This window comes from Rhodococcus sp. BL-253-APC-6A1W, from assembly GCF_012843405.1.
Taxonomy (GTDB): Bacteria; Actinomycetota; Actinomycetes; order Mycobacteriales; family Mycobacteriaceae; genus Rhodococcus.
In genome coordinates this window covers 363,527-376,581 of sequence record NZ_JABAFB010000003.1, presented here as the reverse complement: position 1 = coordinate 376,581, position 13,055 = coordinate 363,527, and the positions used below count along the sequence as shown (strand labels likewise).

The 13,055-nt window shown below is 68.9% G+C and carries 12 protein-coding genes; 7 read left to right on the top strand and 5 right to left on the bottom strand.

The window, feature by feature from the left end:
- Nucleotide 1 precedes the first annotated feature (1 nt).
- The 3 genes from cysD to HF877_RS06420 are packed head-to-tail and all read right to left on the bottom strand — an operon-like array spanning nt 2 to nt 3,419.
- The gene (gene cysD / locus HF877_RS06430) at nt 2–946 is read right to left on the bottom strand and encodes a sulfate adenylyltransferase subunit CysD (RefSeq protein WP_169620325.1); all 945 of its coding nucleotides are present in this window, start codon (nt 944–946) and stop codon (nt 2–4) included.
- Nucleotides 943–1,671, bottom strand: a complete 729-nt coding sequence (locus HF877_RS06425) for a phosphoadenylyl-sulfate reductase (RefSeq protein ID WP_169620398.1) — start codon at nt 1,669–1,671, stop codon at nt 943–945. Before HF877_RS06425 ends, cysD begins: the two co-directional genes overlap by 4 nt.
- 29 nt (nt 1,672–1,700) lie before the next feature.
- Nucleotides 1,701–3,419 (bottom strand): nitrite/sulfite reductase, encoded by a 1,719-nt coding sequence (locus tag HF877_RS06420; RefSeq protein ID WP_169620324.1) that lies wholly within the window; start codon nt 3,417–3,419, stop codon nt 1,701–1,703.
- Between the two features lie 425 nt (nt 3,420–3,844).
- Between HF877_RS06420 and hemW the strand changes: the two genes are divergently transcribed.
- Nucleotides 3,845–5,035 carry a radical SAM family heme chaperone HemW gene (gene hemW, locus HF877_RS06415; protein ID WP_206036740.1) on the top strand — a complete coding sequence of 397 codons (1,191 nt, stop codon included), beginning with the start codon at nt 3,845–3,847 and terminating at the stop codon, nt 5,033–5,035.
- A gap of 24 nt (nt 5,036–5,059) precedes the next feature.
- Here hemW and HF877_RS06410 read toward each other — a convergent pair whose 3' ends face one another.
- Nucleotides 5,060–5,500, bottom strand: a complete 441-nt coding sequence (locus tag HF877_RS06410) for a type II toxin-antitoxin system VapB family antitoxin (RefSeq protein ID WP_169620322.1) — start codon at nt 5,498–5,500, stop codon at nt 5,060–5,062.
- Between the two features lie 165 nt (nt 5,501–5,665).
- On the opposite strand from HF877_RS06410, the gene hrcA reads away from it, so the two are divergent.
- Genes hrcA through HF877_RS06390 form a run of 4 tightly spaced genes read left to right on the top strand, consistent with a single transcriptional unit; the run spans nt 5,666 to nt 9,447 of the window.
- Nucleotides 5,666–6,712, top strand: a complete 1,047-nt coding sequence (hrcA, locus tag HF877_RS06405) for a heat-inducible transcriptional repressor HrcA (RefSeq protein WP_169620397.1) — start codon at nt 5,666–5,668, stop codon at nt 6,710–6,712.
- A gap of 59 nt (nt 6,713–6,771) precedes the next feature.
- The gene (gene dnaJ, locus HF877_RS06400; RefSeq protein WP_169620321.1) at nt 6,772–7,923 is read left to right on the top strand and encodes a molecular chaperone DnaJ; all 1,152 of its coding nucleotides are present in this window, start codon (nt 6,772–6,774) and stop codon (nt 7,921–7,923) included.
- 5 nt (nt 7,924–7,928) lie between these two features.
- The gene (locus tag HF877_RS06395) at nt 7,929–8,687 is read left to right on the top strand and encodes a 16S rRNA (uracil(1498)-N(3))-methyltransferase (RefSeq protein ID WP_169620320.1); all 759 of its coding nucleotides are present in this window, start codon (nt 7,929–7,931) and stop codon (nt 8,685–8,687) included.
- A 10-nt stretch (nt 8,688–8,697) separates the two neighbouring features.
- Nucleotides 8,698–9,447: a prolyl oligopeptidase family serine peptidase gene (locus tag HF877_RS06390; RefSeq protein ID WP_169620319.1), complete on the top strand. Its 750-nt coding sequence runs from the start codon at nt 8,698–8,700 to the stop codon at nt 9,445–9,447.
- On the opposite strand, the gene HF877_RS06385 is transcribed toward HF877_RS06390, so the two are convergent.
- Nucleotides 9,384–11,042 carry an MFS transporter gene (locus HF877_RS06385; protein WP_169620318.1) on the bottom strand — a complete coding sequence of 553 codons (1,659 nt, stop codon included), beginning with the start codon at nt 11,040–11,042 and terminating at the stop codon, nt 9,384–9,386. The genes HF877_RS06390 and HF877_RS06385 overlap by 64 nt on opposite strands.
- 117 nt (nt 11,043–11,159) lie before the next feature.
- Between HF877_RS06385 and HF877_RS06380 the strand changes: the two genes are divergently transcribed.
- Both HF877_RS06380 and HF877_RS06375 read left to right on the top strand, forming a co-directional pair.
- Entirely contained in the window at nt 11,160–11,864 is a 705-nt protein-coding gene (locus tag HF877_RS06380) for a TetR/AcrR family transcriptional regulator (protein ID WP_169620317.1), read from the top strand.
- Between the two features lie 62 nt (nt 11,865–11,926).
- Nucleotides 11,927–12,994 (top strand): PhoH family protein, encoded by a 1,068-nt coding sequence (locus HF877_RS06375; RefSeq protein ID WP_169620316.1) that lies wholly within the window; start codon nt 11,927–11,929, stop codon nt 12,992–12,994.
- Nucleotides 12,995–13,055 lie beyond the last annotated feature (61 nt).

Below are 13,055 nucleotides of genomic sequence, written 5' to 3'. Positions count from 1 at the left end.
ATCAGAAGTAGCCCTCTCGCTTGCGGTCTTCCATGGCCGCTTCGGAAACACGGTCGTCGCCCCGGGTGGCGCCCCGTTCGGTCAGCCGCGACGCGGCGACCTCGTCGAGGATGTCTTCGTTGGTGACCGCCTCGGACAGGATCGCGCCGGTCGTCGAGCCGTCACCGACGGTGCGGTAGCGCACCGAGCGGGTTTCGAGGGTCTCGCCGTCGGCGGGGCCGCCCCAGACGCCGGGCGTCATCCACATGCCGTCGCGCCGGTAGACCGGGCGCTGGTGCGCGTAGTAGATGCTCGCGAGTTCGACGTCCTCGCGGGCGATGTAGCGCCAGATGTCGAGTTCGGTGAAGTTGCTCAGCGGGAACACCCGGACGTGCTCTCCGGGGGAGTGGCGGCCGTTGTAGAGGTTCCACAACTCGGGGCGCTGCCGCTTCGGATCCCACTGGCCGAATGCGTTGCGCAGCGAGAAGATCCGCTCCTTGGCGCGCGAGCGTTCCTCGTCGCGCCGGCCACCGCCGAAGACCGCGTCGAAACGGTTCTCGGTGATCGCGTCGAGCAGCGGGACGGTCTGCAGCGGGTTGCGGATACCGTCGGGCCGCTCGGTGAGCCGCCCGTCGGCGATGTAGTCCTCGACACTCGCGACGTGCAGACGCAAGTTGTACTTCTCGACGATGTGGTCGCGGAAGTCGAGAACCTCGGGCAGATTGTGCCCGGTGTCGACGTGCAGCAGCGCGAACGGCAGCGGTGCGGGCCAGAACGCCTTGATCGCCAGGTGCAGCAGGACGGTGGAGTCCTTGCCGCCGGAGAACAGGATCACCGGCCGCTCGAACTCCCCGGCGACCTCACGGAAGACGTGGATCGCTTCGGACTCGAGTGCGTCGAGAGTGTCGAACTTGGTGCCGTCCAGCGTGGCGCGGGCAGTGGTGGGAGTCGGATCGGTGAGTGTCATGAGGCGTGCAACCCGCATTCGGTCTTGGCTCGGCCGGCCCAGCGTCCGCTGCGCGGATCGGCCCCGGGAAGTGGTTTGGAAGTGCACGGGGCACACCCGATGGACGGGTAACCCTCGTCGACGAGCGGGTTGACCAGAATTCCGTGCTCGTCGATGTAGTTCTGCATGTCCTCGTCGGACCACGCGGCGATCGGGTTGATCTTCACGAGGCCGAACGCATCGTCGAAGGAGATCAGCGGCGCATTCGCGCGAGTGGGCGCCTCCACCCGGCGGATACCGGTGACCCATGCGCGATAGCCCCGGAGGGACTCGGTCAGCGGCACCACTTTGCGCAGGCGGCAGCACTCGTTGGGATCGCGGGCGAACAGATCCTTGCCGAGCAGTGCGTCCTGCTCGGCGACGGTGGCCGCGGCGCGGGCGTTCACGACATTGACGCCGTACACCTGTTCCACGGCGTCGCGGGTCCCGAGGGTCTCGGCGAAGTGGTAGCCGGTGTCGAGGAACAGCACGTCCACGCCGGGGCGCTGCTGCGCCGCGAGATGGACCAGGACGCCGTCCTGCATGTTGGAGGCGACGATGTATCCGCTGCGTGCGCCCTCGACGGGCGCCCCGAATGTCTCGTCGGTCCACCGCAGAAGTTCCTGAGTGGACGCGCCTTCCAGTTCTTCCGCACCTCGCGCGGCTATCGCTCGCAGCTCGTCGGCTGTCGCGGTGTCGATCGTCATCTGCCCCGTCCGCTCGTCGGTTGTCTCGGTCATCGCAGGTCGGCTTCTTCCGCGCGTACGGCCCACTGCGCGAAACGTTCGCCCTCGGTGCGGTGCTTCATGAAATTGCGCACGACGCGCTCGATGTAGTCACCGAGCTCGTCGCTGGTCACCTTGTGCTGCCGCAGCTTCCGGCCGAATGCGGAGTCCAGGCCGAGGCTGCCGCCGAGATGGACCTGGAAGCCTTCGACCTGTTTCCCGTCGCCGTCGTCGACGAGCTGGCCTTTGAATCCGATGTCCGCGATCTGCGACCGGCCACAGGAGTTCGGGCAACCGTTGATGTTGATCGTGATCGGCACGTCGAGGTCGGCGTTGATGTCGGCGAGTCGCTGCTCGAGCTCCGGCGCGAGTGCCTGCGAGCGCTTGCGGGTCTCGACGAACGACAACTTGCAGAATTCGATTCCGCTGCACGCCAGCAGGTTGCGCCGCCAGTGCGACGGCCGGGCACGCAGCCCGAGCGGCTCGAGTTCGGCGATCAGCTCCTCGACCTTGTCGTCGGCGACGTCGAGGATCACCAGCTTCTGGTACGGGGTGAACCGGATACGGTCGGAACCGATTCGTTCGGCGGCGTCCGCGACCTTCGTCAGGACCGTGCCCGACACCCGTCCCGCGATCGGGGAGAAGCCGACGGCGTTGAGGCCGTTGCGAATCTTCTGCACGCCGATGTGGTCGATCGGCCGGGCCGGTTTCTCGGGCGCGGGACCGTCGATCAGCGGACGCTTCAGGTACTCCTGTTCGAGCACCTCGCGGAACTTCTCGATGCCCCAGTCCTTGATGAGGAACTTCAGGCGCGCCTTCGCCCGCAGGCGGCGGTAGCCGTAGTCGCGGAAGACGGAGACGACCGCTTCCCACACGTCCGGAACCTCGTCGCGCGGGATCCAGGCGCCGACGCGCTGGGCGAGCATCGGGTTGGTGGACAGGCCACCGCCCACCCACAGATCGAACCCGGGCCCGTGCTCGGGATGTTCGACGCCGACGAACGCGACATCGTTGATCTCGTGCACGACGTCCTGCTGACCGGAGATCGCGGTCTTGAACTTGCGCGGCAGGTTGGAGTATTTCGGGTCGCCGATGTAGCGGCGGACGATCTCGTCGATGGCCGGGGTGCCGTCGATGACCTCGTCGAGGGACTCTCCGGCGAGCGGCGACCCGAGCACGACGCGGGGGCAGTCGCCGCACGCCTCGGTGGTCTGCAATCCGACCGCTTCGAGACGGCGCCAGATCTCGGGAACGTTCTCGACCTCGATCCAGTGGTACTGCACGTTCTCGCGGTCGGACAGGTCGGCGGTGTCGCGGGCGAACTCGGTGGAGAGTTCGCCGACGGTGCGCAGTTGCGCGGCGCTGAGCGCGCCTCCGTCGCATCGCACCCGCATCATGAAGTACTTGGCCTCGAGCAGGTCGAGGTTCTCGTCACCGGTGTACGTACCGTCGTAGCCCTGTTCTCGCTGCGTGTAGAGGCCCCACCAGCGGAAGCGGCCGCGCAGGTCGGACTTGTCGATGCTGTCGAAGCCCTGGTGCGCGTAGATCTCTTCGATCCGCCGGCGGACGTTGAGAGGGTTGTCGTCCTTCTTCGTCTGCTCGTTGGCGTTGAGCGGCTCGCGGTAGCCGAGAGCCCACTGGCCTTCGGCGCGAGTCTTGGTGGGCCGCCCCGCACGCCGGGTTGGGGCTGCCGAACCGTCGGTGGGAGTGGCGTCGGTGGACGACGTCATGCGGGGTCTCCTGGAGTGTGCGTTGACGGGCCGAGTGCGCAGGAGGGAGCTGTACCTCGTTGCGAGCACGCCTCGACCCGGCGGGATCTGGGGATTGCCGGGTGGTGCCGACTACAGACAGTCGGCGCAGAAACAGGCGGCGCAAGGCAGACAGCATGACGCACAGACGCGCTTGAGGTCGACGTGGCGGCGAGCCACGAGTCGCACTCCGGGTCCGGTCATGTCGCCAATTGTGCCATGTCATCGGCGCGATTCCGAAACTCGGCGGCTATTTCCACCGAATTCGGGGGAAATGTCGAGGTAGGCGCCCCGGCCGTGGTCGCGGGCCCGCGCGTGTCTGGGACACTGGGGGTGTGAGTACGACGGAAATCGGTGAACGCACCGCGGGAAAATCAGGTGTCGCCGATGCCGAGGACGGCTTCGCGCTGTCCGAGCACGCCCTCGAGGGAGTGGGCACCCGGCCGTTCGGGGTGTACGTCCACGTCCCCTTCTGCGCGACGCGCTGCGGCTACTGCGACTTCAACACCTACACGGCGGGTGAACTCGGCAGCGCTGCCTCGCCGGCATCGTGGCTCGAGGGCCTGCGCAGGGAACTCGCCGCCGGCGCGGAGATGCTCGGCGGCACCGGCCGGGGCGCGCCGGCCGCGCAGACGGTGTTCGTCGGGGGTGGCACACCGTCGCTCCTCGGTGCGGACGGGCTGGCAGATGTCCTCGGCGCCGTCCGGGAGTCGTTCGGTCTCGCTCCCGGTGCGGAAGTGACCACCGAATCGAATCCGGAGTCGACCTCGCCCGAATTCTTCGACCGCATCCGCGCCGCGGGATACACCCGGGTCTCGCTGGGCATGCAGTCCGCCGCGCCGCACGTGCTGGCCGTACTCGACCGCACCCACACTCCGGGACGCCCGGTCGCGGCGGCGCGGGAGGCCCGCGCAGCGGGCTTCGACCACGTGAATCTCGACATCATCTACGGCACACCGGGGGAGCGTGACTCGGACCTCGAGGCATCTCTCGACGCGGTGCTCGACGCCGGCGTCGATCATGTGTCCGCGTACGCGCTCATCGTCGAGGACGGCACCGCGCTCGCCCGGCGGGTGCGCCGGGGAGAGCTTCCCGCCCCCGACGACGACGTGCTCGCCACACGGTACGAGCGGATCGACGCACGTCTCCGGGATGCAGGCATGACCTGGTACGAGGTATCGAACTGGGCTGCCGCGCAAGACCCTTCGGCGCGCTGTGCCCACAACCTCGGCTACTGGGACGGCGGCGACTGGTGGGGAGCGGGTCCCGGCGCGCACAGTCACGTCGGCGGAACCCGGTGGTGGAACGTCAAGCATCCCGCGCGGTACGCAGGCATCCTCGCGGACGGACGTCTGCCGGTCGGCGGAAGCGAGCGCCTGAGCGCCGAGGACGTGCACACCGAAGTCGTGATGCTCGCGGTCCGGTTGAGGACCGGGTTGCCCCTCGGCGTCCTCGACGCCGGGGAGCGCGTCGCCGCCGACTCGGTGGTCGCCGACGGTCTCGCGGAGATCTCCGACGAACATCTCGTCCTCACCGACCGCGGGCGGCTCCTCGCCGACGCGGTGGTCCGGACGATCCTGCTCGGCGCCGAGGGCTGATCCCGCCCGGCGCCGAGCGCGGCGCTATTCGTCGCCGGCGTCGTCGCTCCGGTGGCGCCCGACCCCGGGCGGATTCGGCGGCGAGTCCGGCTCGCCGCCCAACGCCTCACCCGGCGCGGGGAACGGCTCCGACGGCGGGAGTTCGGCCGGCGCGTCCGGCGCGGGTGCGAGCGCGTCGTAGTCGAAGACGCGGGCGTGCAGCACCGGGCGGTTGCGCAGCGCCGACCGCACCGCGCGGTGCAACCCGTCCTCGAGATACAGCACGCCCTGCCACTGCACCGCGTGCGGGAACAGGTCGCCGTAGAAGGTCGAGTCCTCGGACAGCAACCGGTCGAGTTCGAGAACCTTGGTTGTGGTGACGATTTCGTCGAGACGCACCTGCCGCGGTGGGATTCGCGACCAGTCACGCAGCGACAACCCGTGATCGGGGTACGGCTTCCCGTCCCGGACGCCCTTGAAAATCATGCGCACACAGTACGGGTGACCCCCGCCCGGCCCTCACGGCGGTAGGCGCTGTGCTCCGGGCGAACGGCCGGCCCGGTGTGGCACGTGCCTGCACATTTCGGACACGATTAGACTGGTCCGGTACGGGACATGTAGCACGCACATGTGGAAACGGAGGTGGGCGGGTTGTCGAGCACCGAGGAACGACGATTTCAGGTCTTGCGCGCGATCGTGGCGGATTACGTGTCCACCAAGGAGCCCATCGGCTCGAAGACGCTTGTCGATCGCCACAATCTCGGTGTGTCCAGCGCGACGGTGCGCAACGACATGGCGACGTTGGAGGCGGAGGGGTACATCACCCAGACGCACACGAGTTCGGGCCGGGTTCCCACGGACAAGGGATACCGCCAGTTCGTCGACCGCATCGCGGAGGTCAAACCGCTGTCGGCGGCCGAACGACGGGCGATCCTGCAATTCCTCGAATCCGGAGTCGACCTCGACGACGTGCTGCGACGCGGCGTACGGCTGCTGGCACAGCTGACCCGGCAGGTCGCGATCGTGCAGTACCCGACGCTGTCGGCGTCGTCGGTGCGTCACCTCGAGGTGGTCGCACTCACGCCGGCGCGGTTGCTGCTCGTGCTCATCACCGACTCCGGCCGGGTCGATCAGCGCATCGTGGAACTCGGGGATGTCATCGGCGACGAGGATCTCGCGCGACTGCGCGATCTGCTCGGTGCCGCACTCGCGGGCAAGCGCCTCGCGGCGGCGTCGATCGCCGTCACCGAACTCGCCGACGATGCGCCCGAGGACCTGCGCGACGCCGTCATCCGGTGCGCCACGATTCTCGTGGAGACCCTGGTCGAACATCCCGAGGAACGCCTCGTGCTGGGCGGCACCGTCAACCTCACCCGCAACGCCGCAGACTTCGAGGGTCACGGTCACGGGGTGCCGGGATCGCTGCGCGCGGTCCTCGAAGCCCTCGAGGAGCAGGTGGTGGTGCTCAAGTTGCTCGCCGCCAGCCAGGACGCGGGCCGGGTGACCGTCCGCATCGGGGAAGAAACGCAGGTCGAGGAGATGCGCACCGCCTCGGTCGTCTCCACCGGATACGGTGCGGCAGGCACGGTCTTCGGCGGGCTCGGGGTGCTCGGCCCCACCCGGATGGACTATCCGGGAACCATCGCGTCGGTCGCGACCGTCGCGAGATATATCGGCGAAGTACTCGGCGAGCGCTGAGCACGGTTCGACGCCGGACATTGTTCATCTGTGTAGAGAAGTAAGGACGAGAACTCAACGTGGCACGGGATTACTACGGGACGCTCGGCGTGTCCAAAGGCGCGACCGACCAGGAGATCAAACGGGCGTACCGCAAGTTGGCGCGGGAACATCACCCCGACGTGAACCCCGACGAATCCGCCCAGGTGCGGTTCCAGGAGATCTCAGCGGCGTACGAGGTGCTGTCCGACCCCGACAAACGCCGGATCGTGGATCTCGGCGGCGACCCCCTCGAGACGAGTGGCGGCGGTGGCGGCGGCTTCGGAGGCGCCGGCTTCGGTGGTGGCCTGGGCGACGTGTTCGAGGCGTTCTTCGGTGGCGGGGCCGGCGGCAGCCGTGGACCCCGCGGCCGCGTGCAGCCCGGCGCCGACTCCCTGCTGCGTACGCGTCTGACCCTCGAGGAATGCGCGCGCGGTGTCACCAAGAGCGTCACGGTCGACACGGCCATCCTGTGTGACGAGTGCACCGGTTCCGGCACCCACGGCGATTCGAAGCCCGTGCGATGCGAGACGTGTGGTGGCGCCGGCGAGGTCCAGTCGGTGCAACGGTCCTTCCTCGGGCAGGTCATGACCTCGCGCCCGTGCCCGACCTGCCGCGGAGCGGGTGAGACCATCCCAGATCCGTGCCGCAAGTGCGGTGGCGACGGCCGGGTCCGGGCTCGTCGCGAGATCACGGTCAAGGTGCCGGCGGGCGTCGGCAACGGAATGCGCATCCGCCTCGCGGCGCAGGGCGAGGTCGGCCCGGGCGGCGGCCCCGCGGGTGACCTGTACGTCGAGGTCATCGAGCAGCAGCACGAGGTGTTCGTGCGCGACGGCGACGATCTGCACTGCACCGTTCGTGTGCCGATGGTCGACGCGGCACTCGGCACGTCGGTGACTCTCGAGACCATTCTCGACGGGCCCACCGAGATCGCGGTCGCCCCGGGAACCCAGCCCGGCTCCGTCACGGTGCTGCGCGGGCACGGCATGCCGAAACTCCGGTCCGGCACACGCGGTGACCTGCACGCTCACCTCGAGGTGGTCGTACCGTCGCGGCTCGACAGCAAGCAGACCAAGCTGCTCGAAGAACTGCGCCGGAACAACGAGCGTGACCACGCCGAAGTGGTGACCAACGGTTCGCAGCACTCCGGTGGGTTGTTCTCCCGCCTGCGCGACGCGTTCAGCGCCCGCTAGCCGCCGTGGCCGCCACCCTGTTCTATCTCGATCCGTTGCCCGAGCCCGGTGAGATCGCCGTGCTCGACGGCAAGGAGGGTCGGCATGCCGCGACGGTTCGCCGCATCTCCGTCGGGGAGCCACTCGTGTTCTCCGACGGGCGGGGCGGCGTCGCCGAGGTAGAAGTCACCGCCGCGGCGAAGGACAGGCTCGAAGCGGTTGTGCGCGCACGGCGCACGGTTCCCGCGTCGCGGCCCGCTGTGACCGTCGTCCAGGCGCTGCCGAAATCGGACCGTTCCGAACTTGCTGTCGAACTCGCGACGGAAGCCGGTGTCGACGCGATCGTGCCGTGGCAATCGGCGCGCTGTGTCGCTCGGTGGGATGCCAAGGCGGACAAGGGTGTTGCCCGGTGGCAGGCTGTCGCGGTGGCGGCTGCGAAACAGTCCCGTCGTGCTTACGTGCCGCAGGTGGCGGCTCTGCACCGGACCGCGGACGTGCTCGAGCGGGTGCGGGAGACCGTCGCGAGCGGGGGTGTGGTGGCCGTTCTCCACGAGTCGGCGACCACCCCGTTCGCGGACCTGCCCCTGCGCGATGCCGGCGATGTGATCCTGGTGGTCGGTCCGGAAGGCGGACTCGACGACACGGAAGTGCGGGCACTGGTCGAGGCAGGTGCGGTCGCGGTGTCGCTCGGCCCGACTGTGCTGCGCACCTCGACGGCCGCGGCGGTCGCGCTCGGCGCCATCGGGGTCCTCACCGGCCGCTGGCACGATCAACCGCTGCACTAGCGTTTTCGCCATGTCCCGCACGCGAATCCCTTACGGTCCCGGCCCCGAACAGTTCGGTCATCTCTATCTCCCCGAGGCCGCGAACGGCCCCGTGCCCGTGGTGATGGTCGTGCACGGCGGGTACTGGAGCGGTCGGTACGGGCTCAATCTCGGTACCCCGATCGCACTGGATCTGTCCCGCCACGGGGTGGTCGCGTGGAACGTGGAGTACCGCAGGATCGGGGCGGGCGGCCGCTGGCCGGAGATGTCCGCCGACATCCTTGCCGCGTACCACGCCATACCCACCCTGGTCGCGGAGTGTGCCGAAAAGTCGGGTGTCGCAGTCGACTTGGACCGCGTGCGTATCGTCGGACACTCGGCCGGCGGTCAACTCGCCGTCTGGCTCGCGGCCCAGCCCGTCACCCCGCGACCGCAACTGGTGGTCGCGCAGGCAGGTGCGCTCGACCTGGCGTCGGCGGGGGAACGCGGGCGCAGGATCGACTACATCGAGGACCTCTTCGGGATGCAGTACGACGAGGATCCCGCGCTGTACCGGTCGGCGTCGCCGATGCACTGCGTTCCGATCGGTGTGCCGGTCGCCGTCGTGCACGGAAGCGAGGACGCCCAGGTTCCCGTTTCCGTTGCGACTCGCTACGAGAAGGCTGCCCGTGCCGCCGGAGACGACGTGACCTTGCACGTCGTCGACGGCGAGGATCATTACGCGTTTCTGGACAAGACCTCGCGATCCTGGGCGTTGTCGCGGGAACTGCTCACGGCCTGATCCGGTCCGGCCGGTTCTGCTCGGCGGGGAAGAAGCGCGATCACCAGAGCCGCCCCGATCGCGAGGACGACACCGCTGACCAGGCTGCCCACCCCGACCGCATGGGAGAACGCCGCTCCCGACGCCTCGAGCAGCGGCTCGGTGTACGACGACGTGAACGGGTTCTTCGCCAGTTCCTCCGCGACAATCGCAGCGCCACCGACGGAATCGCCCGCGGCCTCGACGGCCTCGGCGGCGCGCGCGGCCATCGGGCCCGTGACCTCGCTCAGCGGCAGACCGTCGAGGAACTCGGAGATGCCGCGGTGGTACGAGGCGGCGAGCACGGATCCGAGCAGCGCGATACCCAGCGAGCCGCCGAACTCGACGGCCGTGTCGTTCAGGCCTCCCGCCGCACCGAGTTCCGACTCCGGGAAGCCGCCCATGATGAGGTCGGTGGCCGGCGGCGTGGCAACTCCGATGCCCACGCCGAGCAACAGCAGCGAGGCAAGGAACGGGCCGTATCCGGACGCCGGGTCGAAGACGGCCAGGACGAGGACACCTGCCGCGGCCAGGAGCAGGCCGCCGCCCACGGCGACACGTTCTCCGCAGCGGGGAGCCACCCGGCTGCTCAGCGCGGCGCCCAGCGATACCGCCACGGCGAGGGGAAGCAGCCGAAGCCCCGTCTCGAGTGGTCCGTATCCGAAGACGAACTGGAATTGCTGCGCCACGAAGTAGATCGCACCGAACGTGGCGAAGAAGAGCAGCAGCACGGAGATACTCGCGCCTCCGACTGCGCGGTCGGCGACCCGTCGCAGGTCGAGCAGCGGCTGGGGGTGCCGGAGTTCCCAGGCGACGAACACCGCGGCGGCGATGGATGCAGCGAAGAACGCGACCAGCACCGTGGGGTGCAGACCGGCGTGGGCGCCCTCGATGATGGCGTAGACGAGACCGCCCACCGTGACGATGGACAGGGCGCCACCGACCCAGTCGGTGCGCTCGAGATCCGCCGCTCTGGACGCCGGGACGAGCGCAACCGCGGCAATCGCTGCGGCGGCGGCGATCGGGACGTTGATGAGGAACGTCGAGCCCCATCCGTGCGATTCGAGCAGCCAGCCCGCCAGCAGGGGGCCGAGGGCGATGGCGAGCCCGGACGTCGCGGCCCACACGGCGATCGCGCGGGCGCGTTCGTGGCCGGGGAACATGGCGACCAGGAGAGACAGCGTGGCGGGCATGATCACCGCCGCGCCGACGCCCATCACGATCCGCGCGGCGATCACGTCGAAGGCCGAGCCGGCGAGACTGCCGTACACGGCACCTGCGGCGAAGACCGCCAAGCCGGCGAGCAGGGCGCGTCGCCGGCCGAACCGGTCGCCGAGCACGCCGCACAGCAGCATGAGCGCGGCGTACGGGACGGTGTACCCGTCGATGATCCACTGCATGTCGGCGCTGGTGAGGTGCAGATCTCGCAGCATGCTCGGTGCTGCGACGATCAGGGCCGTGTTGGCCATGACCACGATGAGCAGGCTCAGGCACAGCACTCCGAGACCCGCCCACCGCAGGCGATAGGGAGCCTCGGCTCCGAGAGTGCGGCCGGTCCCGGCAACGGGTGCGGACATGGTTCCTCCTGCGTCGGCGTCGCGGGACGCTCTATTTGCACAGCCGTGTGCAACTTAGTTATTTGTACACGGCTGTGCAAGTAGACTGGAAGCTCGAGTGGGAGCCGGGGAAAGAGGATGAACAGCGTGGAGGATTCGGCCGGACGGCCGCGGACGCGAGCGAATGCCAACCGGGGCCGCATCCTCGACGCCGCGATGACGTGCTTCGCCGCGGACCCCGACGCCAGCATGGACGACGTCGCGCGTGCCGCCGGCGTGGTGCGCCGGACGGTGTACGCCCACTTTCCCAACCGCGAAGCGCTCGTCGACGGTCTCTCCGACGAAGCGTCGGCCGCGCTCGCGGACGTTCTCGACCACCCCGAACCCGACGATCCCGCGGTCGCCCTCGCGGTCGGGGCCCTGCGCACGTGGCCGGTCGGCGACCGCTTCCGGATGCTGCTGTCGTTCGCCCGCAAAGAAGTCGGCGACCACCGGATCGCCGAACTCATCGCTCCGGTGCGAACCCGGACGGTCGACGTCGTCGAACGCGGACGTGACTCCGGCCTCTTTCCCGCCTACCTGCCCACGGCGGTACTCGTCGGGATGATGGAGGGGCTGACCATGTCCGTGCTGGAGCAAGCCAACTTCGGGTTGGTCCGCGACGACGGCGAGAGCATGGCTCTCGGCGTTCTCGTGCTGGCAGGAGTGCCCGTCGACCGGTCGCCGGACGTGCTCGACGACGCGCGCCGGTGGGTGGTGAGCGCTCACGGGAGAGACGATCGGCGCGGTGACCCGCGCGGCACGGAAATCAATGCCGTGAAGGGTGCCAACGCACAGCGCTAGACTGGTGCGGACACGACGACCGTCGTGCCGGAGCTGAACGGAAAGCAGGCCGTACCGTCCACGTGAGTCAACCAGACCGCACCCGCGACCCTGAGAACATCGAACCCACTCCGGTTCGGTCCAGCCTGGACCTTCCGCCGGACGTAGCTGCGCCTCTTCTCGGCGCGACGGACGAGAACCTCATCGCCCTCGAAAGTGCCCTGGCCGCGGATATCCATGTGCGCGGCAACACTGTCACCCTGAGCGGCAGCCCCGCCGACGTCGCCCTCGCCGAACGCGTATTCGGCGAACTCGTGACGATCGTGCGCCGCGGCCAGACCCTCGGCCCCGATGCCGTCCGCCGCACCGTCGGCATGCTCACCCAGGGGCTGTCGGAGTCACCGGCCGACGTCCTGAGCCTCGACATCCTGTCCCGGCGGGGTAAGACGATCAGGCCCAAGACGCTCAACCAGAAGCGCTACGTCGACGCAATCGACTCCCACACCATCGTGTTCGGGATCGGTCCTGCCGGCACCGGCAAGACGTACCTGGCCATGGCCAAAGCCGTGCAGGCGCTGCAGACAAAGCAGGTCAACCGCATCATTCTCACCCGGCCTGCGGTGGAAGCCGGGGAGCGCCTCGGATTCCTGCCGGGCACCCTGCACGAAAAGATCGACCCGTATCTGCGGCCCCTGCACGACGCGCTGCACGACATGATGGACCCCGAGGCCATCCCGAAGCTCATGCAAGCCGGAGTGATCGAGGTCGCGCCGCTCGCCTACATGCGAGGACGCACGCTCAACGACGCGTTCATCATTCTCGACGAGGCGCAGAACACCACCGCCGAGCAGATGAAGATGTTCCTCACCCGGCTCGGATTCGGGGCCAAGATCGTCGTGACCGGCGACGTCACCCAGATCGATCTGCCGGGCGGTGCCCGGTCCGGTCTCGCGGCCGCGACCGAGATCCTCGAGGGCATCGACGACATCCACTTCGCGCGACTCGACAGCAGCGACGTGGTGCGCCACCGTCTCGTCTCCGACATCGTCGACGCCTACGGGCGTTTCGAGGCGGCCCGAGAGGACGGCTCCGGCCAGGGCAACCGCGCCCAGCGCCGCGCCGCATCGCAGCAGCGGGTGCCGCGCCGGTGACGGCCGCCCCACCCCCCGTCCAGTCCGCAGTGCAGAAGGCCGTCGTGCAGAAGGCCGTAGT

Bases quoted from the DNA above. Each gene is read 5' to 3' on its own strand.
- cysD (WP_169620325.1), bottom strand. From the start codon at position 946: ATGACACTCACCGATCCGACTCCCACCACTGCCCGCGCCACGCTGGAC.
- HF877_RS06425 (WP_169620398.1), bottom strand. From the start codon at position 1,671: ATGACGATCGACACCGCGACAGCCGACGAGCTGCGAGCGATAGCCGCG.
- HF877_RS06420 (WP_169620324.1), bottom strand. From the start codon at position 3,419: ATGACGTCGTCCACCGACGCCACTCCCACCGACGGTTCGGCAGCCCCA.
- HF877_RS06410 (WP_169620322.1), bottom strand. From the start codon at position 5,500: ATGATTTTCAAGGGCGTCCGGGACGGGAAGCCGTACCCCGATCACGGG.
- HF877_RS06390 (WP_169620319.1), top strand. From the start codon at position 8,698: ATGTCCCGCACGCGAATCCCTTACGGTCCCGGCCCCGAACAGTTCGGT.
- HF877_RS06385 (WP_169620318.1), bottom strand. From the start codon at position 11,042: ATGTCCGCACCCGTTGCCGGGACCGGCCGCACTCTCGGAGCCGAGGCT.
- HF877_RS06380 (WP_169620317.1), top strand. From the start codon at position 11,160: ATGAACAGCGTGGAGGATTCGGCCGGACGGCCGCGGACGCGAGCGAAT.